Annotated in this window: 19 protein-coding genes, 1 tRNA gene and 1 pseudogene; 9 read left to right on the forward strand and 12 right to left on the reverse strand. The window is 70.2% G+C overall.

Going from position 1 to position 23,424, the window contains the following annotated elements; genetic code table 11:
- Window positions 1-68: 68 nt before the first annotated feature.
- Both ACYVKA_RS04075 and ACYVKA_RS04080 read left to right on the forward strand, forming a co-directional pair.
- Entirely contained in the window at window positions 69-491 is a 423-nt protein-coding gene (locus ACYVKA_RS04075) for a ChaB family protein (RefSeq protein ID WP_394276696.1), read from the forward strand.
- 83 nt (window positions 492-574) lie between these two features.
- On the forward strand, window positions 575-967 hold the full coding sequence (locus ACYVKA_RS04080) for a cupin domain-containing protein (RefSeq protein ID WP_394276697.1): 393 nt from the start codon (window positions 575-577) through the stop codon (window positions 965-967).
- An 81-nt stretch (window positions 968-1,048) separates the two neighbouring features.
- On the opposite strand, the gene ACYVKA_RS04085 is transcribed toward ACYVKA_RS04080, so the two are convergent.
- The 3 genes from ACYVKA_RS04085 to ACYVKA_RS04095 all read right to left on the reverse strand — a co-directional run bounded on the left by ACYVKA_RS04085 (window position 1,049) and on the right by ACYVKA_RS04095 (window position 3,896).
- On the reverse strand, window positions 1,049-2,467 hold the full coding sequence (locus tag ACYVKA_RS04085) for an NCS2 family permease (RefSeq protein WP_460703217.1): 1,419 nt from the start codon (window positions 2,465-2,467) through the stop codon (window positions 1,049-1,051).
- A gap of 263 nt (window positions 2,468-2,730) precedes the next feature.
- Window positions 2,731-3,513, reverse strand: coding sequence for a DUF3027 domain-containing protein (locus ACYVKA_RS04090; protein ID WP_394276757.1), 783 nt, complete (start codon window positions 3,511-3,513; stop codon window positions 2,731-2,733).
- Complete coding sequence (locus ACYVKA_RS04095) at window positions 3,513-3,896, reverse strand: cold-shock protein (RefSeq protein WP_394276758.1); 384 nt, start codon at window positions 3,894-3,896, stop codon at window positions 3,513-3,515. Before ACYVKA_RS04095 ends, ACYVKA_RS04090 begins: the two co-directional genes overlap by 1 nt.
- Window positions 3,897-4,035: 139 nt before the next feature.
- Here ACYVKA_RS04095 and ACYVKA_RS04100 point away from each other — a divergent pair, with 139 nt between their 5' ends.
- Together ACYVKA_RS04100 and ACYVKA_RS04105 are read left to right on the forward strand one after the other, a co-directional pair.
- Window positions 4,036-5,097 carry a hypothetical protein gene (locus ACYVKA_RS04100; RefSeq protein WP_460703168.1) on the forward strand — a complete coding sequence of 354 codons (1,062 nt, stop codon included), beginning with the start codon at window positions 4,036-4,038 and terminating at the stop codon, window positions 5,095-5,097.
- Entirely contained in the window at window positions 5,094-7,211 is a 2,118-nt protein-coding gene (locus tag ACYVKA_RS04105; RefSeq protein ID WP_460703170.1) for a helicase-associated domain-containing protein, read from the forward strand. Before ACYVKA_RS04100 ends, ACYVKA_RS04105 begins: the two co-directional genes overlap by 4 nt.
- A 99-nt stretch (window positions 7,212-7,310) precedes the next feature.
- Here the strand turns inward: ACYVKA_RS04105 and ACYVKA_RS04110 are convergent, their stop codons facing one another.
- The 3 genes from ACYVKA_RS04110 to ACYVKA_RS04120 form a co-directional block, all read right to left on the reverse strand.
- Window positions 7,311-8,291, reverse strand: coding sequence for a ribose-phosphate diphosphokinase (locus ACYVKA_RS04110; RefSeq protein ID WP_460703172.1), 981 nt, complete (start codon window positions 8,289-8,291; stop codon window positions 7,311-7,313).
- Window positions 8,288-9,817 carry a bifunctional UDP-N-acetylglucosamine diphosphorylase/glucosamine-1-phosphate N-acetyltransferase GlmU gene (gene glmU / locus ACYVKA_RS04115; protein WP_460703219.1) on the reverse strand — a complete coding sequence of 510 codons (1,530 nt, stop codon included), beginning with the start codon at window positions 9,815-9,817 and terminating at the stop codon, window positions 8,288-8,290. Before glmU ends, ACYVKA_RS04110 begins: the two co-directional genes overlap by 4 nt.
- A 40-nt stretch (window positions 9,818-9,857) precedes the next feature.
- Window positions 9,858-9,936 (reverse strand) — tRNA-Gln (locus tag ACYVKA_RS04120).
- Between the two features lie 269 nt (window positions 9,937-10,205).
- Here ACYVKA_RS04120 and ACYVKA_RS04125 point away from each other — a divergent pair.
- The gene (locus ACYVKA_RS04125; protein WP_460703221.1) at window positions 10,206-10,820 is read left to right on the forward strand and encodes a TetR/AcrR family transcriptional regulator; all 615 of its coding nucleotides are present in this window, start codon (window positions 10,206-10,208) and stop codon (window positions 10,818-10,820) included.
- Between the two features lie 125 nt (window positions 10,821-10,945).
- The gene (locus tag ACYVKA_RS04130) at window positions 10,946-13,135 is read left to right on the forward strand and encodes an NADP-dependent isocitrate dehydrogenase (RefSeq protein WP_460703174.1); all 2,190 of its coding nucleotides are present in this window, start codon (window positions 10,946-10,948) and stop codon (window positions 13,133-13,135) included.
- A 125-nt stretch (window positions 13,136-13,260) separates the two neighbouring features.
- Here the strand turns inward: ACYVKA_RS04130 and ACYVKA_RS04135 are convergent, their stop codons facing one another.
- The 6 genes from ACYVKA_RS04135 to ACYVKA_RS04160 all read right to left on the reverse strand — a co-directional run bounded on the left by ACYVKA_RS04135 (window position 13,261) and on the right by ACYVKA_RS04160 (window position 19,319).
- On the reverse strand, window positions 13,261-14,019 hold the full coding sequence (locus ACYVKA_RS04135) for a hypothetical protein (protein WP_460703176.1): 759 nt from the start codon (window positions 14,017-14,019) through the stop codon (window positions 13,261-13,263).
- Window positions 14,020-14,087: 68 nt separating this feature from the next.
- Window positions 14,088-14,795: a nickel pincer cofactor biosynthesis protein LarB gene (gene larB / locus ACYVKA_RS04140; protein WP_460703178.1), complete on the reverse strand. Its 708-nt coding sequence runs from the start codon at window positions 14,793-14,795 to the stop codon at window positions 14,088-14,090.
- Window positions 14,788-15,852 carry an ATP-dependent sacrificial sulfur transferase LarE gene (larE, locus tag ACYVKA_RS04145; RefSeq protein WP_460703181.1) on the reverse strand — a complete coding sequence of 355 codons (1,065 nt, stop codon included), beginning with the start codon at window positions 15,850-15,852 and terminating at the stop codon, window positions 14,788-14,790. The genes larB and larE overlap by 8 nt, the downstream gene beginning before the upstream one ends.
- Window positions 15,853-15,971: 119 nt before the next feature.
- Entirely contained in the window at window positions 15,972-17,294 is a 1,323-nt protein-coding gene (larC, locus tag ACYVKA_RS04150; RefSeq protein WP_460703183.1) for a nickel pincer cofactor biosynthesis protein LarC, read from the reverse strand.
- Between the two features lie 143 nt (window positions 17,295-17,437).
- Window positions 17,438-18,721 (reverse strand): adenylosuccinate synthase, encoded by a 1,284-nt coding sequence (locus tag ACYVKA_RS04155; protein WP_460703185.1) that lies wholly within the window; start codon window positions 18,719-18,721, stop codon window positions 17,438-17,440.
- Window positions 18,722-18,878: 157 nt separating this feature from the next.
- Window positions 18,879-19,319, reverse strand: coding sequence for a DUF3151 domain-containing protein (locus ACYVKA_RS04160; protein WP_460703187.1), 441 nt, complete (start codon window positions 19,317-19,319; stop codon window positions 18,879-18,881).
- A gap of 130 nt (window positions 19,320-19,449) precedes the next feature.
- Between ACYVKA_RS04160 and ACYVKA_RS04165 the strand changes: the two genes are divergently transcribed.
- From ACYVKA_RS04165 to ACYVKA_RS04175, 3 genes and pseudogenes are all read left to right on the forward strand, one after another.
- Window positions 19,450-20,958 carry an APC family permease gene (locus tag ACYVKA_RS04165; RefSeq protein ID WP_460703189.1) on the forward strand — a complete coding sequence of 503 codons (1,509 nt, stop codon included), beginning with the start codon at window positions 19,450-19,452 and terminating at the stop codon, window positions 20,956-20,958.
- A 116-nt stretch (window positions 20,959-21,074) separates the two neighbouring features.
- Window positions 21,075-22,946 (forward strand): translational GTPase TypA, encoded by a 1,872-nt coding sequence (typA, locus tag ACYVKA_RS04170; protein WP_460703191.1) that lies wholly within the window; start codon window positions 21,075-21,077, stop codon window positions 22,944-22,946.
- Window positions 22,947-23,166: 220 nt separating this feature from the next.
- Window positions 23,167-23,424 (forward strand): annotated as a pseudogene (locus tag ACYVKA_RS04175) (hypothetical protein); the annotation flags it as partial.

The following is a 23,424-nucleotide window of genomic DNA, read 5'->3' on the forward strand; positions in this document are numbered from 1 at the left end:
CTCGCGTCGGCGCGCAGGCCCCCCTGGGGGTCTGGCGGGTGTCCGGAGCGTTTCCCAGGCTCGGCCACATGCCGAAGACGAACAAGGACGACAGCCCCCGCAAGTCCGAACTGCCCTCGACTCTGGCCCGGTCCGACGAGAAGGCGCAGCGGACCTTCGCCCACACCTATGACTCCGCGATGGAGAGCTATGACGACGAGGAACGCGCCGCCCGAACGGCCTATGCCTCGCTGAAGCACACCCACGAGAAGGTCGGGGACCACTGGGAGCCGAAGGACGAGGCCGGGCCCTCCGACGAGCGCGCCGAACAGGGTCGCGGTAGCTCGGCGCCGACGGCCGGCGGCGTCGATGCCAATGCCACCAAGGAGCACCTGATGGAGCTGGCCCGGCGCCTGGACGTCGAGGGACGCAGCACCATGACCAAGGACGAACTGGTGGAGGCGCTGCGCAAGGCCAATGATCGCGCCACCCGCGAGGCTCGCCAGGACTGACCCGCACCCGGCGGCGGCCACCCCTTCCCCGAGGACCCTTGCGGGACTAGCCTGAGGGCAAGCCATATAACAAGGGAGTTGCCGTGAATAATAGTGATCCTGAGTCACCCCTCGACGGACACGTCGACCAGGGCGAACTGGCCGGCTGTACCGACGGCCAGGCCACCCTCGTCGAGGACGTGCGGGGCCAGTCCACCGGGCGCAAGGGCAGGCCCGGGGCCAAGGCCGTGCTCGACCTGCCCACCACCAAGGTCGTCGCCTTCGAGTTCGAGGCCGGCGACGAGCTGCGCGAGCATGCGGCACGTCACCCCGTGCTCATCCAGGTGCTGCGCGGCAAGGTCGAGTTCACCCTGCCCGACCGCAGCCTCGAGCTGGAACCCGGTGCGCTGCTGCATCTCACCCCGATGCTGCGTCACGCCGTGCGGGCGCTGGAGCCCACCACGCTGACGGTCACGATGCTGCTGCCGCACGACTGAAAGGCACCACCGGACGAGCACCGGCGCCGGCCCGGAGGATGTCCGGGGCCGGCGCCGGTGCTCTGCCGACATGCGCTCGCCTCACATGCGCTCGACCAGGCTCATCAGGATCCCCTGCCCGAAGTACAGGACGAACAGCGCCGAGACCGCCCACAGCAGCGGGTGCACCTGGCGCGCCTTGCCGCGGATGAGCTTCACCAGGCAGTAGACGATGAAGCCGGCGCCGATGCCGGTGGTGATGGAGTAGCTGAAGGGCATCAGGACGATGGTCAGGAAGGCCGGGATGCCGTCCTCCACGTCATCCCAGTCCACGTGGGCCACCTGGCTCATCATCAGGTAACCGACGAAGGCCAGCACGGGTGCTGCCGCCTCCGACGGGATCATGTCCACCAGCGGCGCCAGGAAGATCGCAGCCAGGAAGGCCACGCCCGTCACCACCGAGGCCAGACCGGTGCGGGCGCCCTCGCCGACACCGGCGGAGGACTCCACGAAGGAGGTGTTGGAGCTGACGCCGCCCAGGCCACCGGCCATCGCCGCCAGCGAGTCGACCATCAGGATCTCCTGCAGGTGCTCGGGATTGCCCTTCTCGTTGAGCAGGTCACCCTCCTGGCCGATCGCCACCACGGTGCCGACGGTGTCGAAGAAGTCGGCCAGCAGCAGGCTGAAGACCAGCAGCAGCAGGCCCAGGAAGACCTTCACGTCGAAGTGGCCGTTGGGCATGAAGGCACCCACCATGTCGACCTTGCCGACGGTGCCCAGGCTCGGATTGGTGAACTCCGAGGCGCTGGGCAGCGAGGGCACGTTGAGCGCCCAGCCGGTGGGATTCTTCGAGCCGTCCGGCAGGAAGGTGGGCCCGACCTTGGCGACGGCCTCGACGACGATGGCCAGCACCGAGGCGACCAGGATCGAGATCAGCATGGCACCCGGCACACGACGGGTGTGCAGCACCACCAGCAGCAGGAAGCCGATGATGCATACCGCGATCGGCCAGCCCATCAGCGAGCCGTTGATGCCCAGCTCGACCGGCGGCGAACCGGCGGGCTTGCGCACCACACCGGAGTTCAGCAGGCCCACGAAGGTGATGAACATGCCGATGCCGACGCTGATCGCGGTGCGCATCGCCGGTGGCACGGCCCGGAAGACCGCCGTGCGCACCCCGGTGAGCACCAGCAGCGTGATCAGGATTCCCTCCCAGACCACCAGGCCCATCGCCTGCGGCCAGGTCATGGTCGGGGCGATCGTGTAGGCCAGCATCGCGTTGAGGCCCAGGCCGGCGGCGATGGCCAGCGGGTAGCGGCCCCACACGCCCATCAGGATGGTCATGATGCCGGCCACCAGGGCGGTGCCGGCGGCCACCATCATCTTGCTCTGGTCGACCGCGGCCCAGTCCACCTGGGTGCGGGCCGCGTCGAGGTACTTGGGGGCGCCGGAGAGCAGGTTGCCGTTGCGGTCGGCCTCCGAGCCGATGATCAGCGGGTTCAGGGCGATGATGTAGGCCATCGTGAAGAAGGTCACCAGGCCGCCGCGGACCTCGCGCGCGACGCTCGAGCCGCGACGGGTGATGCCGAACCAGCGGTCGAAGCCGCTGGCCTGGGTGGGCGGGGTACCGGGCGGGGCGGCGTGGGAGGCCCCTTCAGTGGTGCTGGACATGGGGTCAAGCCTATGGCTCCACGACCGCGCGTCGTTCCACCGTCCGGCCTGGGCAGGACGCACCGCGCCCCTGCTGAACGGGAGGCGTCAGCAGGGGCGCGGTGCGGGTCTGCTCAGTCGAACAGGTTGTTGTCGATGCTGATGGTGTCGAAGACGGGCGGCTGCAGCTCGATGCCCCGCTCCTCGGCGACGACGTCGGAGTGGCCGCCGCAGCCGTGGTCGACCGAGACGACGGTGGCGTCGAAGGGTGAGAACTCGTTGGTACAGGCCCCGAAGAGGCTGCCCAGCCCGCCCTGCAGGCGCACGAAGTAGCCGCAGCTGACGCAGCTGGCCGGGGCCAGGCGGCTGGACTGGTTGTCGGATCCCGACTCGCCCTCGTTCCACCGCTCGGCGGCGACGGCGCGCCCGTACTGCGACAGCACGCGCTCGCGCCCCAGGCCCAACTCGTTCACGACGGCGCGAGTGGCGGACCACTCGGCCGGGTCGGCATCGGCGGCGTACTCGCCACCGGTGAAGCCCGGCTCCAGCCGCGGATCATTGTCGGGGGTGGGCAGCAGCGTGCCGGGGGTGACGTCGCCGGCCTGGATCCGCTCGCTCCACGGAACCCAGCGGGGCGCCAACAGGGCGTCGGGGCCGGGCAGCAGAACCACCTCGTTGACGGTGGCCACCCGGGCGCGCGAGGCGCGCACCATCGTGACCGCCCAGTGCCAGCCCGCGTAGCCGGGGTGGGGGCACTCGAACAGGTGGGTGACCACGCGCTCGCCCTCGGCGACCGCACCGATGTGCTCGCCCACGCCGAAGTCGGCTGCACGTTCGACGGCCGCCTCGCGTGCCTGGTCGACGGCGGCCGCCGTCACTGCATCGGGCTTGGGGGCCCTGGTCCTGGTGGTTGCCATCACAGCTCCAGTTCGTCTGCGACCTTGCGCAGCATCAGCGCGATCTGTCGGGCCTGGCGCGCCTCGGGGTGGCGTCCGCGGCGGTAGCCATTGCCGATGCCGTCGAGCAGCTTGATCAGGTCCTCGGTGATGACCGCCATCTGCTCGGGCTTCTTGCGGGCCGCCTTGGACAGCGACGGCGGGGCCTCCAGCAGCCGCACGCCCAGGGCCTGCTCTCCGCGTCGTCCCTCGACGATGCCGAACTCGACCTTCTGGCCTGCCTTGAGCGAGGTGACGCCCTCGGGAAGCACATTGGCGCGCACGTAGACGTCTCCGCCGTCCTCCTTGGACAGGAAGCCAAAACCCTTCTCTGCGTCGTAGAAACGCACCTTGCCGATGGGCACTTCATCCTCGCTTGGTCGATGTCGGCCGTGCCGGGGGGCACGGTTCGGCCAAGTCTATCCGTCCGGCCGAGCGCACTCCACCGTCCACTGCTCCGGCACCTCCCCGGCAGCCTGCGAGCCGGCACCTAGACTGGTGGGCATGGCTGACTGGACCGATGGGGCGCAGTATGCGCCCGTGGAGCGACCCGAGGCCTTCGTCACGCCCCGCACCGACTCGCTGGAGGGCCGCAGCCGTCCGCCCCACCCCGCCGACGGGCGCCCGGCGCAGCAGCCGGATGCCTTCGAGGCGCCGCAGACCGTCGCACTGGCCGAACTCGCCCCCTCGCAGGGACCGCGGCGCGACCCCGCCGAAGCCTTCACCACCTCGTCCAGCGGTGCGGGCGCCTGGGGCTCAGCACATGCCTGGAATCCGATGATGCCGTTGGGCCCCGTGGCCGAGGAGTCCGGCACGGAGCTCGCGCCCGACTTCCCGCCCCCCGCCGGCCTGCCGACGGTGCCCGTCGCCGCCCCTGGCCAGCAACCACCCCTGCCCGCACCTGCAGCAGTTCCCGCCGCCTCGCTGGCCCAGCTGCCGCCGCCCACCGGCGCTCCGGTGCCGCTGCCGCCGCCGGCGAGCGCCACCACGCCCCAGCCTCCGGCAGCCCCGCAACCCGTCCAGCCGGATCCCCTCTCCCAGGCCCCCGCACCCGTGCCTCACGCACCCCAGGCCCCCGCACCCCAGGCACCCGCACCCCAGGCACCCGTGCGCCGGGGCCCCTTCGACCCGGCACCGCCCGGCTACCAGCCGGGCCAGGAGTCGCAGGTCCAGACCGACCAGCAGTGGCAGCCGAGCACGGGGCAGGGGCCGGCGCAGCGTCCCCAGGCCCCCGTGCCAGACCGGATCACGCTGCCCTACGTGGTCCAGCAGGTCGGCTGGCTGATGCTGGCCGTGCTGGCCTTCGGCGCCGTCGTGCCCACCTTCAGCTGGATCCTGCTGCTGGTCGCCTCGATCCTGGCCAACCGTGCCCGTGCCGGGGTGCTGCTGATGCGCCAGACCTACTCGGCCGTCATCTGGGGCCTGCTGGCGATGTGGGTGGTCACCACCTTCACCGGCAACTCCTTCGGCGCGCTGGACTCCTGGGCCAGGGTGGCCTGTGGGTTGATGATCCCCTTCAGCCTGCTGGCCGGATGGGATGACCTGCGTCGCCGGGCAGGCCGGTGAGCACCCCCCGTTCGGTCGCCGAGGTCATCAGGGGGCTCGACGCCGAGGGCCTGACCTCGCTGGTGCAGCTGCGACCCGACCTCGCCGTGCCCCGCCCCCAGAGCCTCGACGAGCTCATCGAACGCGCCACCGGGCAGGCCTCCACCCACCTGGCCCTGGAGGCCCTCGACTCCTGGCAGCGTCGCGTCGCCCTCGCCCTGGCGGCCGCACCGGATGCGGTCAGCACCCGTCGGCTGGCCGCGATGATGGCCGTCGAACGCGGGCCCGTCGAGCATGCCCTGCAGGCCCTGCGCCGCCGCGCCCTGGCCTGGGGCAGCGAGCGCAGCTGGCACCTGACCCATGCCGCCCGCGCCTGGTTCGGGGCCTGGCCGGCCGGCCTGGCGGCCAGCTCCACCATGCCCATGGACGATGCCGACATCGACACCGCGCTGGCCGCCGTCGGGGAATCCGGACGCGCCGTGCTGGAACGTCTCACCTGGGAGAACCCCACCGGACGGGTGGCCCAGGCCGACCGTCGCGGCCGAGCCGACTCCACCCGCCCGGTCGACCAGCTGCTGCACCACAAGCTGGTCCGCCCCCTCGACCAGGACACGATCGTCCTGCCTCGCGAGGTCTCACTGCGGCTGCGCGGCGGGCGACTGTTCGCCGACGAGGCCAGCCCCGTCGTTCCGCCGTGGCCGGCCCCGGAGTCCTCGTCGGTGGCCGACCGCGCCGGTCTGGGTAGCGCCTTCGAGTTGGTCAGCAGCACCGAGGTGGTCATCGAGACCCTGGGACGGATGCAGCCGCGGCCGCTGGCCACCGGCGCGCTGGCCAAGCGTGACCTCAACGTCCTGGCCAGGGACGGCGGCGGCACCCGACGCACCCTCTTCCTGCTGCTGGTCGCCGAGCGCGCCGGGCTCATCGCCAGCACCGCCGGCGCCTGGCTGCCCACACACCACTTCGACCAGTGGCTGGAGACCGACGGCTGGAGCCGCTGGACAGCCCTGCGCCAGGCCTGGCTGGCCCTCGACCAGCTCGTCGACCTCGCCGCCCCGGCACTGGCCCCCGGCAACACCATCGCCTGGGCCGGGGCCCTGCGGCGGCTGGCTGCACAGCAGCTGCAGTCGGCCGCGCCGGGCACCCCCGTCACCGCCGAACGCCTGGCCGAGCGGCTGCTGTGGCTGCGCCCCGGCTGGAGCAGGATCGACCTCGACGCCCACTGCCAGGACCTGACCGAGGAATTCGGCTGGCTCGGCCTGACAGCGCTGGGACGCCGCACGCTGCTGGTGGATGCCGATGACGACCCCGGCTTCCCGCAACCCGTCACCGACTTCCTGCTCCAGGGCGACCTGACCGCCGTCACCCCCGCGCCGCTGCAGGCCGACGTCGCCCGTGCCATGGGGCTGCTGGCCGAACGCGAGTCCAGCGGCGGCGCCGGCGTGCACCGCTTCACCGCCGCCAGCATCCGACGTGGGCTGGATGCGGGCTGGACCGCCGACGAGATCCGCAGCTGGATCCGGGAGCACTCCAGCACCGGCGTGCCGCAGTCGCTCGACTACCTCGTCGACGACATCGCCCGCAAGCACGGGCAGGTGCAGGTGGCCGCCGTGGGCAGCGTGCTCACCGTCGACGACCCGGTCCTGGTCGATGCCGTCCTTGGCCATGCCGACGCCCCCGTGCTGGGACTGCGCAAGCTGGCCCCCACCGTGCTCGCGGCCGCCGCCGAGCCGGAGGAGCTGGTCAGTTTCCTGCGCCACATGGGGCTGGCGCCCGTGGCGCAGGACGCGACCGGTGCCCGCTTCACCACCCCCGCTCCCCGCCGGGCCAAGGGCAGCGGCCCGGTACGGGTGCCCGAGACCGCCAGCGTTGACGCCCGCGGCGTGGTTGACGAGCTGCTGGCCCGCGACGAGGGCCGCAAGCACCAGATCGCCTCGGGCAACCTGGTGCAGACCCTGCGCGAGTCCATCGGCCGCCCCGGCTGGTGGGTGCTCGACTACGTCGCCGACGACGGCAGCCCCCGCAGCGCCGAGGTGCGCGTGCTGGCCCTGGCCAGCGGCACGGCGCGGCTGATGAAGAAGGCCGAGGGCCCCTTCACCCTGCCGGTGAGCCGGATGGTCGGGGTGCGCCCGGCCTGACCCGCCACGCCACACGTCCGGGCACATCTGGCGGCGGGAATGCAGCGGGCCCGGCCACCTTGTGGTGACCGGGCCCAACAACTGCAGGAGCGGGATCGCTCAGGCATTGCCCCCGAAGAGGCTGGTGACCGAGCCATCCTCGAAGACCTCGTGGATGGCCTTGGCGATCAGCGGCGCGATCGACAGCGTGGTCACCTTCTTCATGTCCCAGCAGTTCTCGGGCAGGGGCAGGGTGTTGGTGACGATGATCTCGCTGAAGGAGCTGTTCTCCAGGCGGTCGCGGGCCGGGCCGGAGAAGACCGGGTGGGTCGTCGCGGCGATGACCTGGCGGGCGCCGTGCTCCATCAGGGCCTCGGCGGCCTGGCAGATGGTGCCGGCGGTGTCGATCATGTCGTCGACCAGCAGGCAGACCTTGCCCTCCACCTGGCCGACCACCTCGTGCACCTTCACCTGGTTGGCGACGTTCACGTCGTGGCGCTTGTGGATGATGGCCAGCGGGCAACCCAGCCGGTCGGTCCACATGTCGGCCAGTCGCACGCGCCCGGCATCGGGCGAGACGACGACCATCTCGGAGGTGTCGTACTTCTCGGTGACGTAGTCAGCAAGCACCGGCAGCGCCCACAGGTGGTCGACGGGGCCGTCGAAGAAGCCCTGGATCTGGGCAGCGTGCAGGTCGACGCTCATCAGGCGGTCGGCGCCGGCGGCCTTGTACAGGTTGGCCATCAGGCGGGCGCTGATGGGCTCACGACCCAGGTGCTTCTTGTCCTGGCGGGCGTAGGGGTAGAAGGGGCTGACCACGGTGATCCGCTTGGCCGAGGCCCGCTTGAGGGCGTCGATCATGATCAGCTGCTCCATCATCCACTGGTTCACCGGGGCGCAGTGGCTCTGGATGACGAAGGCGTCAGCGCCGCGCACCGACTCCTCGAAGCGCACATAGGTCTCGGAGTTGGCATAGTCGATGGCGCGCGTCGGCACCAGCTCGACCCCCATCAGGGCGGCGATCTCGTCCGCGAGGCCGGGGTGCGCCCGCCCCGAGAAGAGCATCAGGTGCTTGTCATTGGGGCGCTTGACACCACTCACTTGTAGTCCTCCGGCTTGACCTTGGCCATCTTCTCCCGGGACGCGGACACGTCCGGGTGGATCTCGTGGTTGCCGCGGCTGGCAGCCTTGGCGGCCTTCGAGGCGGGGCGACGCTTCGTGACCCATCCCTCGCTGACGTGCTGGCGACCGCGGGCGACGGCCATGCTGCCGGCCGGGACGTCCTCGACGACGGCCGATCCGGCGGCCACGAAGGCGCCGTCCGCGATGTCGACCGGGGCCACCAGGACCGAGTTGGAGCCAATGAAGACCCCGTCGCCCAGATGGGTGACCGACTTGTTGGTGCCGTCGTAGTTGGCGAAGATCGTGCCGGCGCCGACGTTGACGTCCTCACCGATGCGGACGTCGCCGCAGTAGGTCAGATGGGGCACCTTGGAGCCGTCGCCGATCTGGGCGTTCTTGGTCTCGACGAAGGCGCCGATCTTGCCCTTGGCGCCCAGCTCGGTGCCGGGGCGCAGGAAGCTGAAGGGGCCCACCGTGGCGCCGGGGCCGATGACGCTGAAGGAACCGTGGGTGCGCACCACCTCGGCGCCCTCCCCCACCTCGACGCTGGTCAGCGTGGTGTCGGGACCGATGACCGCCCCGGTGGCGATGCTGGTGGCGCCCTCCAGGTGGGTGCCGGCCAGGATGGTCACGTCCTGGGCGATGTCGACGTCGTGCTGGATCCACGTGGTGGCGGGGTCCTGGATGGTGACGCCATTGCGCATCCACTTGTCGATGATGCGACGGTTCATCTCGCCGTTCATCCGGGCCAGCTGGACGCGATCGTTGACGCCCTCGGTCTGCCACAGGTCGTCGATCATGTGCGCGCCGACCCGCTCGCTGTTGGCGCGGGCGGTGCTGATCACATCGGTGAGGTAGAGCTCGCCCTGCGCGTTGTCGGTCTTGAGGTGCTTGAGACCCTCGTAGAGGGTCTGGGCATTGAAGATGTAGATGCCGGAGTTGATCTCGGTGACGGCCGCCTCCTCGGCGGTGGCGTCCTTCTGCTCGACGATCCGGGCGATCTGGTCGCCCCGGCCCGACCCTGGAGAGGACGCGTCGACGTCGCGGATGATGCGTCCGTAGCCGAAGGGCTCGGGCACCTCGGCGGTCAGCACGGTGATGTGGTTGTCCTGGGCGCGGTGCTCGCGCACCAGCTGCACCAGGGTCTCGCCGGTGAGCATCGGCACGTCGCCGTAGGTCACCAGCACCTCTCCGGTGAGCTCGCCCAGACCCTGCAGGCCGCACTGGACGGCGTGTCCAGTGCCCTTCTGCTCGTCCTGGACCGCGGTGGTCACGCCGGGGGCGATCTCGGCCAGGTGCTCCAGCACCTGCTCGCGCTTGTGGCCGACGACCACCACCAGGTGCTCGGGCTCGACCTCCTCGGCGGCGTTGACGGCATAGCTCAGCATGGAGCGTCCGGCCACCTCGTGCAGGAGCTTGGAGGTGTTCGACTTCATCCGCGTCCCACCACCTGCAGCGAGGACCACCACTGCGGAGACCCGTGCGGTCTCGTCCTTGTCCTGCATGCTCACCTGGACTCCTTTGCCTTCGCGAACCTGATGTCCGCTCCCCGGGCAGGAGTCGAACCTGCGTCGCTTGTCCTGATTCAAAGTCAGGCGGGCCCTACCGACAGACCAACCGGGGATCGCCCCGCGCATGGCAGGGCACCTTGATCTTACGCACCTCACACCGGACGACGCACTTCCTCGACGCGCGCGTCCCCGCCCGCAGTACCGGCCCGCTCCGCGCGGGACCGCTTCGTCCAGCACCAGAAGCACCCCCGCGGGGGTATGGGACGATGGGTCCATGCCCAGCCTGCCGGACCCCGCCGACGAGAACCGCGCCGAGAGCAGCCCCCGCTCCTCCCGGCCCACGGCGGGACGTGGTGGACGCGCCCGCCGCGGGCGGATCCGGATGACCAGCTCCGAGCGTCGTGAACAGCTGGTGGAGGTGGCGCGCACCCTGTTCGCCCAGAAGGGTTTCGAGGGCACCAGCGTCGAGGAGATCGCCGCCAGCGCCCAGGTGAGCAAGCCGGTGGTCTACGAGCACTTCGGCGGCAAGGAGGGCCTCTACGCGGTGGTGGTCGACCGCGAGGTGCAGCGCCTGCACGACGCGATCCGCACCGCCCTGACCACGCCGGGGGCCTCCAGCCGGCAGCTGATCGAGTACGGCGCGCTGGCCCTGATGAACTACCTGGACGAGAATCCCGACGGCTTCCGGATCCTCTCGCGCGACTCCTCGGTGGTCTCGAGCCAGGGCTCCTTCGCCAGCATCCTGTCCGACATCGTGGGACGCGTGGAGGACCTGCTGGCCGCGCCCCTGGCCCGGCACGGCTTCGACGTCGACTTCGCCGGTCTCTACGCGCAGGCGCTGGTGGGCCTGGTGGCCCTGGCCGGGCAGAGCTGGCTGGACACCCGCCAGCCGTCCAAGGAGGTGGTGGCCGCCCACCTGGTGAACCTGGCCTGGAATGGCATGGCCAACCTCGTGCCGCAGCCACACCTCGAGGTGCGCAGCATGCCCCAGGAGTGACCGCCGTGGCTGGAGCCCGCGGTTTTGTCGGTCGCCTCCGCTAGTCTGGAAAGGACGGTTGGCACGGCTGCCAGCCAGTATCGACGACAAGACACGTCCGACGATTCGAGGGGATCACCAAGCCCATGGCGAAGATCATCTACACCCACACCGACGAGGCTCCGCTGCTCGCAACCTTCTCCTTCCTGCCGGTCGTGCAGGCCTACCTGAGCACCGCCGGCGTCGAGGTCGAGACCCGCGACATCTCGCTGGCCGGCCGCATCGCCGCTGCCTTCGGGCACCAGAGCGACGACCTGGCCGAGCTCGGTGAGCTGGCCAAGAGCCCCGAGGCCAACATCATCAAGTTGCCGAACATCTCGGCCTCCATGCCGCAGCTGAAGGCGGCCATCGCCGAACTGCAGGCCCAGGGCGTCGACCTGCCCGATTACGACAGCGCCTCGGCCGAGGACAAGGCCAAGTACGACGCCATCAAGGGCTCGGCCGTGAACCCGGTGCTGCGCGAGGGCAACTCCGACCGTCGCGCCCCGTTGGCGGTCAAGAACTTCGCCCGCAAGCACCCCCACTCGATGGGCGCCTGGAGTGCCGACTCGAAGACCGCCGTGGCCACCATGGATGCCGACGACTTCCGCCACAACGAGCAGTCGGTCGTGCTGCCCGAGGCCGACGTGCTCACCATCCAGCTTGTCGGCGCCGACGGCAGCACCACCGTGCTGAAGGAGAAGCTGCCGGTGCTCAAGGGCGAGATCGTCGACGCCACCGTGCTGCGCGCCGCCGCCCTGGACGCCTTCCTGGCCGAGCAGGTCAAGCGCGCCAAGGACGAGGGCGTGCTCTTCTCCACCCACCTCAAGGCCACCATGATGAAGGTCTCCGACCCGATCATCTTCGGCCACGTCGTCAAGGCCTTCTTCCCGCAGACCTTCGAGAAGTTCGGCAGCGACCTCGACGCGGCCGGCCTGAGCGCCAACAACGGCCTGGGCGGCATCTTCGCCGGGCTGGACAAGCTGGCCAATGGCGAACAGATCAAGAAGAGCTTCGATGCCGAGCTGGCCGACGGCCCCGCCCTGGCGATGGTGAACTCCGACAAGGGCATCACCAACCTGCACGTGCCCAGCGACGTGATCGTCGACGCCTCGATGCCGGCGATGATCCGCACCTCGGGCCAGATGTGGAATGCCGAGGGCGAGCAGCAGGACACCCTCGCGGTGATCCCCGACAGCTCCTATGCCGGCATCTACCAGGTCGTCATCGACGACTGCAAGGCCAACGGCGCCTACGACCCCACCACCATGGGCTCGGTGCCGAATGTGGGTCTGATGGCGCAGAAGGCCGAGGAGTACGGCTCGCACGACAAGACCTTCGAGATCGCCACCGACGGCAAGGTCCAGGTGCTCAACCAGGCCGGCGAGGTGCTGATGGAGCACGAGGTGGCCGCCGGTGACATCTGGCGCGCCTGCCAGACCAAGGACGCCCCGATCCGCGACTGGGTGAAGCTGGCCGTCACCCGGGCCCGCGCCTCCAAGACCCCCGCCATCTTCTGGCTGGACACCGAGCGCGCCCACGACCGCAACCTGATCGAGTTGGTCAAGACCTACCTGGCCGATTCCGAGCTGGTCGGCTCCACCGAGGGCCTCGACATCCAGATCATGAGCCCGGTGGAGGCCACCAAGTTCTCCATCGACCGCATCCGCAAGGGTGAGGACACCATCTCGGTGACCGGCAACGTGCTGCGCGACTACAACACCGACCTGTTCCCGATCCTGGAGCTGGGCACCAGCGCCAAGATGCTCTCGGTGGTGCCGCTGATGAACGGTGGCGGCCTGTTCGAGACCGGCGCCGGCGGCTCCGCCCCCAAGCACGTGCAGCAGCTGGTGGAGGAGAACTACCTGCGCTGGGACTCCCTGGGTGAGTTCCTGGCCCTGGCCGAGAGCCTGCGCCACCTGTCGACCACCGACGGCAACAAGCGCGCCGAGGTGCTGGCTTCCGCACTGGACGCCGCCACCGAGAAGCTGCTGGGCGAGGGCAAGTCCCCCGCCCGCGAGGTGGGTCAGATCGACAACCGTGGCTCGCACTTCTACCTGGCCCTGTACTGGGCTCAGGAGCTGGCCGAGCAGACCGAGGACGCCGAGTTGGCGGCCGCCTTCAAGCCGATCTCGGAGAAGCTCACCGCCGACGAGCAGAAGATCAGCGAGGAGCTGCTGTCCGTGCAGGGCAAGGCCGTCGAGATCGGTGGCTACTACCGCCCCGACGAGAAGCTGACCAGCGACGTGATGCGTCCCTCGGCCACCTTCAACGAGGCACTCGCCCAGCTGGGCTGAGGTCGTCGCGGAGGGGCAGCCCTCCGCCACAGCTGACGGGGGTCCGGGCACGTGCGCCCGGACCCCCGCGCAGTTCTGGCAGATCTTCCAGACGCCCGGCGATCCCTTCAGGACTTGTTCAGGATTCAGATATCGTTGGACCAAACCGGCCATTCCCCTTCCCTGATGGCCGATTCGGAGGTGGAGAGCAATGAACCGCAGCACTGGCAGCACCCCATGAGCGTCGCGAAGAGCGGTTCCATCCTCTTTCTGGCCGCAGTGGCCACTTCGGCCATCGTGAACACGGTTGCGCCCCAGGGCCAGGTCAGCCAGCCCGATCCTGCAGCATCGCCGACTGCGAGCTCCCCCACGCCCAGCACTCCGGCACGCCCGAAGCCCCAGCCGACGAGGGAGGGCAGCCCGGCCGCCCAGCGCTCGGCCACCCCGCAACCAACTGCCTCGGTGACGTCCACAGCCCCGGCGCCCCCCGCGCCCCAGCGCACGGCACCGGCGCCCACGGCCCGCTCGACGGCCGCGGCGCCGGCCACCAGCCGCCCGGTTCCCTCGCCCACCCGCACGAGCGTGGGTCTGCCACGCGCCCACCGATCGTGGACACCGCCGCCGACGCCCACGTGGAAGGCACCCACCACGCACACCATGCCGCTGGACGACCCGACGCCGATGCCCGGACGCTCCACCCCGCCCGTCGGCTGGCCCACCGCGAGCGTCGTGCCCCCGCCGTCGACCGAGCCCTTGCCCTCGATACGACCCAGCAGTCCGGAACCCACGGGGCATCCCTCCACCGCGCCGCGCCCGAGCAGCATGCGGCCCACCGCCGTGGAGCCGAGCCTGGTTCCGGTGACGCCACGCCGGAAGGTCGACGACCGGCCCGCCATGCTGCCCACCCAGTCCTGTGAGGGTGACAACCGCGACGGACGCAGGCACCAGCACGACTGTGGCCGCCGCTGAACGGTCAGCCCCGTTCGGCAGCGGGCCGTGGTGATCGGGGTGCGGTGATCTGGGCGGCCAGGTGGGCGCCACCGTAACCGTTGTCGATGTTGACCACGCCGACGCCGGGAGCGCAGGCGTTGAGCATCGTCAGCAGGGGGGCCAGGCCGTTGAAGGCGGCGCCATAGCCCACGGAGGTGGGCACCGCCACCACCGGTACCTCCACGAGCCCGGCGACCAGGCCGGGCAGGGCACCGTCCATCCCTGCCACCACGACGATGCAGCCGGCACTGCGTAGCAGGTCGAGCCGGGCCAGGGTTCTGTGCAGGCCGGCGATGCCCACGTCGACCACCAGTTCGGTGCGGCGTCCCAGGTACTGCGCGGTCATCGCAGCCTCCCGCGCCACGGGCAGGTCGGAGGTTCCGGCGCAGGCCACCACCACCAGCTCGCCGGTCGGTTCGGGAGGGGTTCCGGGCCAGGCCAGCAAGCCGGCCAGTTCGTCGTGGGCCGCGTCGGGGAGTTCGGCCAGCACGGCCTGGGCGTGTTCGGCCGTGGCGCGTGTGAAGAGCACGGCGCCCGCCTCGGGGCCCCCGGCGTGACCGAAGCGACGGGCGATGGCCCGCACCTGTTCGGTGGTCTTGCCCTCGCAGTAGACGGCCTCTGGGTAGCCGCGTCGGCGGGCGCGCCCCAGGTCGAGGTTCGCGATGCCGTCCAGCGGATCGGACTCAGTCATGGCCGGCCGTCCCCCCTCGCTGGAGGACCTGCGGCGTCCCTGCACCCGGCTGCGACGAAGTCGCAGCATCCGACCCGGCACGCCGCGCGGGGGGTTCGAGGGGGGTGGTCCCCCCTCTGCTGAGGACCGGCGGCGTCGAAGCCCCCGGCTGCGACGAGGTCGCAGCATCCACACCCGCACGCCGCGCGGGGGGTTCGAGGGGGGTCGTCCCCCCTCTGCTGAGAATCTGCATCGTGAAGGCGCCGGACTGGATTGCGGCGAGGTCGACGGTGACGTGGGCGAAGCCTGCCTCGCGCACGTCGGCGAGCAGCTGGGAGCGCAACTGGTCGTCGGCGAGGCGTCCGATCTCGGAGGCAGGCAGTTCGATGCGGGCGATGCTGCCGTGGTGCCGGACGCGTCCGTCGCTGAAGCCGGCGCGGCGCACGGCCTGTTCTGCCTCCTCCACCTGGCGCAGCTTCTCGGGGGTGACGGGTTCTCCGTGGGGGATGCGGGAGGCGAGACAGGGCGCGGCGGGTTTGTCGGCGACGGACAGGCCGAGCTCGCGGGCGATCGCCCGCACCTGGGGCTTGGTGATGCCGGCGCTGGCCAGGGGGCGCAGCACGTCGTGCTCGGTGGCGGCGCGGGCACCGGGGCGGTCGGGCCGCAGCACGTCGTCGGCATTCTCCCCGTAGGCGACGGCCACCAGCCCGAGTTCGTCGGCCACCTGGTCATCGATGCGCGTGAAGAGCTCGTCCTTGCAGTGGAAGCAGCGGTCGGCGCCGTTGGCGACATAGGCCGGGTTGGCGCCCTCGTGGGTGTCCACCTCGTGCGCCTCGACGCCGATCTGGGCGGCCACCTCGTGGGCGATGCGTCGCTCGTCGGCGGCCAGTGAGGGGCTCACCCCGAGCAGTGGGATGACGCGCCCGGTTCCCAGTGCCTGCACGGCCAGGGCGAGGAGGACGGCGGAGTCGACCCCGCCGGAGTAGGCGATGCCGAGCCGGCCTGCGGGCACCGACCGCAGCTCTCGGATGACGGCCTCGGCGGGATTGGTGCCGATGGAAGGGGGGATGTCGCTCATGGTGCTTTCGAGCCTATTGAGTCGCTGCGAATTGTCCCAGGGCTGGCCGGGTCTTGCCCTGGAGGGTCCATCGTCGCTGAACTGTGTGCCGCAGCCCCCGACATCGGGGGCTGCGCCACTCAGTCGGTGACGCGTGCTCCGGGGACCAGCCCGGCCTCGACGATCGCCGCCTGCACTGCGGCCAGCATCTCCTGCTCGCCGATCCCGAGCTCGCGGGCAGCGCGGGCCAGGGAGTCGAACTCGGCGGTGGCGTGGGCGACGATGCCGTCGTCGTGGCCCACCTTCACCTCCACCTCCACTCCCCGCACCGTGAGGGTGCGCCAGTAGCGCTGCAGCATGGTGCGCCGCACCCGGTGGGAGCGGATGCCCAGGGTGGAGGTCTGGCGCAGCATCACGTCGCCGACCCGTTCCTGCTCCGGTGCGGCGGCCAGGGCGTGCAGCACGAAACCGGGCCGTCCCTTCTTCATGACGCAGGGCACCAGCCAGGCGTCGCGGGCGCCGGCCGCGAGCAGGGCGTCGATCACTCCGGGCCACAGGCGCGGGTCCATGTCGTCGACGGTGGCCTCGAGCTCGTGCACCTCGATGCCGAGCGGGTCCTCGGTGCGGGCGACGGGAGCGTCCTGTCCACGGTCGCCGAGCACCATGCGCACCACATTGGGGTGGTCGGCGAAGTCCTTGCCGCCGCAGCCGATCCCGACGCCGACCATCGTCATGGACGGCATCGGTTCACAGCTGGCGGCCAGTGCCCGCACCAGCGCCATGCCGGTGGGGGTGGCGAGCTCGCCGACGGCTCCGGGAAGGGTCACCTCGGCGGGCTCGTCGTGGCCGTGGGAATGTCCGGCGTGCTGGTGCGGGGCGGAGGTTCCGGGGGGCGACGCGAGGACTCCCGAGTAGCGGGTCTGCAGCACCTGCCACCCCAGAGCCAGTTCCACGACGGCGGGCACCGGGACGGGGATGTCGCCGTGGGCCGCACGGATCCGCCCCTCCCCCAGCGCGGCGGGCGAGGCCGACAGGCTCTCCACGCCGAGCAGTCGCAGGCCCTCGCAGGTGCCCACCACGTCGGCGAGGGAGTCCAGCGCGCCGACCTCGTGGAAGTGGACCTCGTCAGGGCTGGTGCCGTGCACCCGGGCCTCGGCCAGCGCCAGGGCGCCGAAGGCGTCCAGGGCGCGGTCGGCCGTCCAGGCAGGGATCGCCGCTTCCTGCAGCATTGTCCTGATGGTGGCCCAGGTGCGGTGAGGAGGGTCGTCGACGAGGACCTCGACCTGGGCCTTGGTGCCGCGCTGGCCACCCCGGACCACGGGTTCGGCGTGCAGCCGGACCGATCCGGGCACCACCTGGTCGAGGACCCGCTGGACCTCGTCCAGCGGGGCCCCGGCGTCGAGGATGGCACCCAGCAGCATGTCGCCGGCCACCCCGGCGCTGACATCGATCCAGGCGTGCATGGGTTCCTAACGTGCCACGCGAGCACAGCGGGGGTCCAAGGGGGTCGTCCCCCCCCTGCCCCACGTGAGCTCAGCCGTGAGCCTGCGAACGGCGGTGCGTGCGAGCGCAGCGGGGGTCCAAGGGGGTCGTCCCCTTGCTCTTGTTACAGCAGGTCGTTGATGGTGATGGTCTGCTCGCGGCCGGGGCCGACGCCGATGCCGGAGATGCGGCAGCCGATCAGCTCCTCCAGGCGGTGCACATAGGCCTGGCAGTTGGCGGGCAGCTCGTCGAAGGTTCGGCAGCCGGAGATGTCCTCGTGCCAGCCGTCGAGGAATTCGTGGACGGGCGTGGCCTTGGCCAGCTGGTTGGCGTCCACCGGGAAGTGCTCCAGGCGTTCGCCGTCCACCTCATAGGCGACGCAGACGGGGATGCGATCCCAGCCGGACAGGATGTCGAGCTTGGTGAGGAAGATGTCGGTGCAGCCGTTGTAGGTGGCCGCCTGCTCCACCACCAGGGCGTCGAACCAGCCGCACCGGCGGGGACGGCCGGTGGTGGCACCGAACTCGCCGCCCTCGGTGCGCAGTCGCTCGCCGTCGGCGTCGAAGAGCTCGGTGGGGAAGGGGCCCTCGCCGACGCGGGTGGTGTAGGCCTTGGCGATGCCTACGATCCGGTCGATGCGGGTGGGGCCGACACCGGTGCCGGTGCAGGCGCCGCCGGCGGTGGGGTTGGAGCTGGTGACATAGGGATAGGTGCCGTGGTCGACGTCCAGGTGGTGGGCCTGGGCGCCCTCGAAGAGGACCACCTTGCCCTCGTCGAGGGCGTCGTTGAGCACGCGGCCGGAGTCCACCACGAAGGGACGGATCCGCTCGCGGTGCGCCAGCAGCTGCTCGACGACCTCGTCGACCTCGATCTCGGGCCGGTTGTACATCTTGACCAGCTGGCTGTTCTTGAGCACCAGGGCGGCCTCGACCTTGTCACGCAGCACCTGGTCGTCGAAGAGGTCCTGGACGCGGATGCCCATCCGGTTGATCTTGTCGGAGTAGACGGGGCCGATGCCGCGGCCGGTGGTGCCGATCTTGCGCTTGCCGGCGAAGCGCTCGGTCACCTTGTCCATCGTCTGGTGGTAGCTGGTGAGCACGTGCGCGGTCGCCGAGACCAGCGGGTGGGCCACCTCGGTGCCCTGCGCGGCCAGCTCGTCGAGCTCGTGGTACATGACGTCGAGGTCGATCACGACGCCATTGCCCAGCACACAGGTGGTGTTGTCGTTGAGGATGCCCGAGGGCAGCAGGTGGAGCACGGTCTTCTTGCCGTTGACGACCACCGTGTGGCCGGCATTGTTGCCGCCCGAGTAGCGGGCGCAGAAGTCGACCCTCTCGCCGAGCTGGTCCACCGCCTTGCCCTTGCCCTCGTCGCCCCACTGGGTCCCGATCACCACGATGCCAGGCATTTCAGCCCTCCAAGATCAATGGGCGGCGCCCCGACTGTGGTCGCCGCCAGAAACAGGTGAAGCCTCCTGCATGGGCAAGAGGCTCGTGCCGCACGATTCTAGCCCACGGCCGGTGGGGCACCCCTGGACGTTGTCCAGGGGCGGCCCAGGAGGGCCCTCAGTTGCCCTCGACCAGCACCTGGTGGGCCTCCTCGGAGGAGTCGCGCAGGAACTGCGCACAACGCTGGGCCTCGGCATCCTCGCCGATCCGGTCGGCGGCCACGGTCAGGGCCCGCAGGCAGCGCAGGAAGCCCTGGTTGGGCACGTGGCTCCACGGCACCGGGCCGGAATCCTTCCAGCCATTGCGGCGCAGCGCGTCGAGTCCGCGGTGGTAGCCAGTGCGGGCATAGGCGTAGGCGGTGACGTCGGCCTCGGGCGTGTTCTCGGCCAGGCCGGCCTCGGCCAGCAGCGCCCAGCACAGGCTGGAGGTCGGGTTGGCCCGCACCACGTCGATGAATCCCTCGGTGCCGCGCTCCTCGAGCTGGGCCAGGGCCGGGTCGGCGGGCAGCAGGGTCTCCGGGCCGGAGGCCATCAGGTTGGGGTGGGTCTCGTGTGCCATGCCCCAACTCTAGGGCGCGCGCCGGGTGGCGGCGAGGCCCTCGGGACGGTCCACGATGCGGGAAGTTGTGCGTTGCAGCGGCGAAGGGCCGAAGATGTGGTGGCCAAGCCCACCGATGTCGGAGCCCCACGTGAAGATCTTTCGCACCAAGTCGATCGAGCAGTCCCTCGCCGACACCGACGAGCCGGAGTACAAGCTGGCCAAGACGCTGAGCGCCTTCGACCTGACCGTCTTCGGGGTGGGCATCATCGTCGGCGCCGGCATCTTCACCCTCACCGGCCGGGCCGCCAACCAGGTGGCCGGCCCCGCAGTGGTGCTCTTCTTCCTGCTGGCCGCCCTGTGCTGTGGCCTGGCCGCCCTGTGCTATGCCGAGTTCGCCTCCTCCGTGCCCGTGTCCGGATCGGCCTACACTTTCAGCTATGCCTCGATGGGCGAGTTGGTGGCCTGGATCATCGGCTGGGACCTGATCCTCGAACTGTTGCTGGCCGCCGCCGTGGTGGCGCAGGGCTGGAGCGCCTACCTGGGCGTGTTGCTCGGCCATGTCGGCATCACGCTGCCCGCCCAGTACAGCTATGGCGGTGCCGTCGACGTGCCGGCGGTGCTGCTGGCGCTCTTCCTGGGTGCCCTGGTGAGCCTGGGCATCAAGGAGTCGATGCGGGTCGAGACGGTGCTGGTGGGCATCAAGGTGGCCATCGTGCTCTTCGTCGTCGTGGCGGGCATCGGGCTGATCAATCCGTCCAACTACACGCCCTTCATCCCGGCCCCGGTGCCCAGCGAGGGCGCCCACAGCACGATGACCCAGCCCCTGGTCCAGGCCCTGTTCGGCCTGCAGCCGGCCGCCTTCGGCGTGGGCGGCATCCTGGCCGGCGCCGCGCTGGTCTTCTTCGCCTACCTGGGCTTCGATGTCGTTGCCACCGCCGCCGAGGAGACCCGCAATCCGCAGCGCGACCTGCCCCGCGGCATCATCGGTTCGCTGCTGATCGCCACCGTGCTCTACTGCGCCGTCTCCGTCGTGGTCACCGGCATGGTGCGCTACGACCAGCTCGAGCCCTCGGCCTCGCTGGCCCAGGCCTTCGCCCACCACGGCAAGGGTTGGATGGCCATCCTGATCGCCGCCGGCGCCGTGGTCGGCCTGTTCACCGTGGTGCTCACCATGATCATCGGCTGCTCGCGCCTGGTCTTCGCCATGTGCCGCGACAACCTGCTGCCGATGGGGCTGGCCACCATCCACCCCCAGCACCGCACCCCGACGAAGATCATCGCCATCCTCACCGTGGTGATCGCCCTGCTGGCCGGCCTGACCCCGATCGGCATGCTGGAGGAGATGGTCAACATCGGCACGCTGAGCGCCTTCATCCTGGTCAGCATCGGCATCCCGGTGATGCGGCGCACCCATCCGGACCTGGAGCGTCCCTTCAAGGTGCCCTTCTCGCCCGTGCTGCCGATCCTGTCGGCAGTGATCTGCATCGGCCTGACGCTCAACCTGGCCGTCGAGACCTGGCTGCGCTTCCTGGTCTGGCTGGCCCTGGGCATCGCCGTCTACTTCGGCTATGGCTACCGCCACTCCCGCCTGGCGACGGGCCGTGCACTGTCGCCGGACGTGGAAGAGGCTGTCGCCGCCGACCGCAGGAAGAGCTGAGCCCCAGCTGTGGCGCGGCTGTGGCGGGGCCTTGCGCCACAGCAGACGGTCAGGTGCACACTGCGTGGGGGCATAGACTCCACAGGTAATTCCCCTCAAGTTTCGGAGCTTTCTGCATGCCCATCCGCAAAGACCTGCGCAATGTCGCCATCGTGGCCCACGTCGACCACGGCAAGACGACTCTCGTCGACGCCATGCTCTGGCAGTCGGGCGCCTTCCGTGAGGGGTCGGACGTCAACAACCGCGTCATGGACTCCATGGACCTCGAGCGCGAGAAGGGCATCACGATCCTTGCGAAGAACACCGCCGTTCGCCACACCATGGACGATGGCCAGGAACTGACCATCAACATCATCGACACTCCCGGCCACGCCGACTTCGGTGGCGAGGTCGAGCGCGGTCTCGAGATGGTCGACGGCGTCATCCTGCTGGTCGACTCCTCCGAGGGTCCGCTGCCCCAGACCCGCTTCGTGCTGCGCAAGGCCCTGGCCAAGAAGCTGCCGCTGATCGTGGTCATCAACAAGGTCGACCGTCCTGACGCGCGCATCTCCGCCGTCATCGACGAGACCTATGAGCTGTTCATGGACCTCGTCGAGGACGAGAATGCCGAGCAGCTGGACTTCCCGGTCGTCTTCGCCTCCGCGAAGGCCGGCCGCGCCTCGCTGAACCAGCCCGCCGACGGCGACATGCCCGACTCCGAGACCCTGCAGCCGCTCTTCGAGACCATCGAGAAGACCATCCCGGCGCCCACCTACACCGAGGACGCCCCGCTGCAGGCCCTGGTCACCAACCTGGACTCCTCGCCCTACCTGGGCCGCCTGGCGCTGTGCCGCATCAAGGAGGGCACCATCAAGCGTGGCCAGCAGGTCACCTGGATCCGCCGCGACGGCAGCCAGCAGACGGTGAAACTGTCCGAGCTCCTGATGACCGACGCCCTCGAGCGCAAGCCCGTCGACGAGGCGGGCCCCGGCGACATCATCGCCATCGCCGGCATCCCGGAGATCACCATCGGCGAGACCATCGCCGATCCGGCCGATCCCAAGGCGCTGCCGCTGATCCACGTCGACGAGCCCAGCATCTCGATGACCATCGGCATCAACACCTCGCCGCTGGCCGGCCGCGTCGGCAAGCTGCTGACCGCCCGCATGGTCAAGAACCGCCTCGACCAGGAACTGATCGGCAATGTCTCGATCACCGTCAACGACACCGAGCGTCCCGACACCTGGGAGGTGCAGGGCCGTGGCGAGCTGCAGCTCGCCGTCCTGGTGGAGATGATGCGTCGCGAGGGCTTCGAGCTGACCATCGGCAAGCCTGAGGTGGTCACCCGCGAGATCGACGGCAAGCTGCACGAGCCCTTCGAGCGCCTGACCGTCGACTGCCCCGAGGACTTCGTCGGCCCCGTCAGCCAGATGATGGGCGTGCGCAAGGCGCGCATGGAACAGATGGTCAATCACGGCACCGGATGGGTGCGCATGGAGTTCGTGCTTCCCGCCCGTGGCCTGATCGGCTTCCGCACCGAGTTCCTCACCGAGACCCGCGGCACCGGCATCATGAACCACGTCTACGAGGGCCACTTCCCGTGGGCCGGCGAGATGCGCAACCGCCCGACCGGCTCGCTGGTCGCCGACCGCATGGGCGTCACCACCTCGTACACGCTGTTCAACCTGCAGGAGCGCGGCACCCTGTTCGTCGGCCCCGGCGAGGAGGTCTACGAGGGCATGGTGGTGGGAGAGAACTCCCGCCCCGACGAGATGGACGTCAACCCCACCAAGGAGAAGCACCTCACCAATGTGCGCTCCGCGACCGGCGACGAACTCGAGCGCCTCATCCCGCCGCGACTGATGAGCCTGGAGGAGTCGCTGGAGTACTGCGCCGAGGACGAGTGCCTCGAGGTGACGCCGAAGAATGTCCGCATCCGCAAGGTGCAGCTCAGCATGAACGACCGCGCCAAGGTGCGCAGCCGCCTCAAGGCGGCCAACAAGAAGTGAGCTGCTGACGATTGGCTGAACCGCCGTCCACCCCCACGGGTGGGCGGCGGTTCTTTTCCTCCTGACACGTCCACGGCAAGCACTGATGCGACCCTTCACGATGCGAGGATGAGGCCTTGGCTCCATCCCCCCGGGGCCTTCAGGAAAAAATTGGCATCCCGTGCAACCCCGCGGCCTCGTGGAGCGTGTACCAGTCAGGAAGCCACCCACGGAGGAAACCATGTCCAGCACCCTGAACCGCGCATTCGTCGCAAGCCTCGCCAGCGCAAGCCTGCTGGCCGGGCCTGCCGTCACCGCCCAGGCCGCACCGACGCCGACGCCGACGCCGGCCCCGTCGGCGACCGCCAGCGCCACCCCGAGCCAGGCCGCCGCCACGGTCAGGGCTGCCGCCCCGTCCACCGTCGTCGCCAAGCCCGGCCACCGCAACAACACCGTCAAGCAGATCCAGGGCCGGCTCAACGGCCTGGGCTACCTGCCC

This window comes from Luteococcus sediminum, assembly GCF_054783495.1.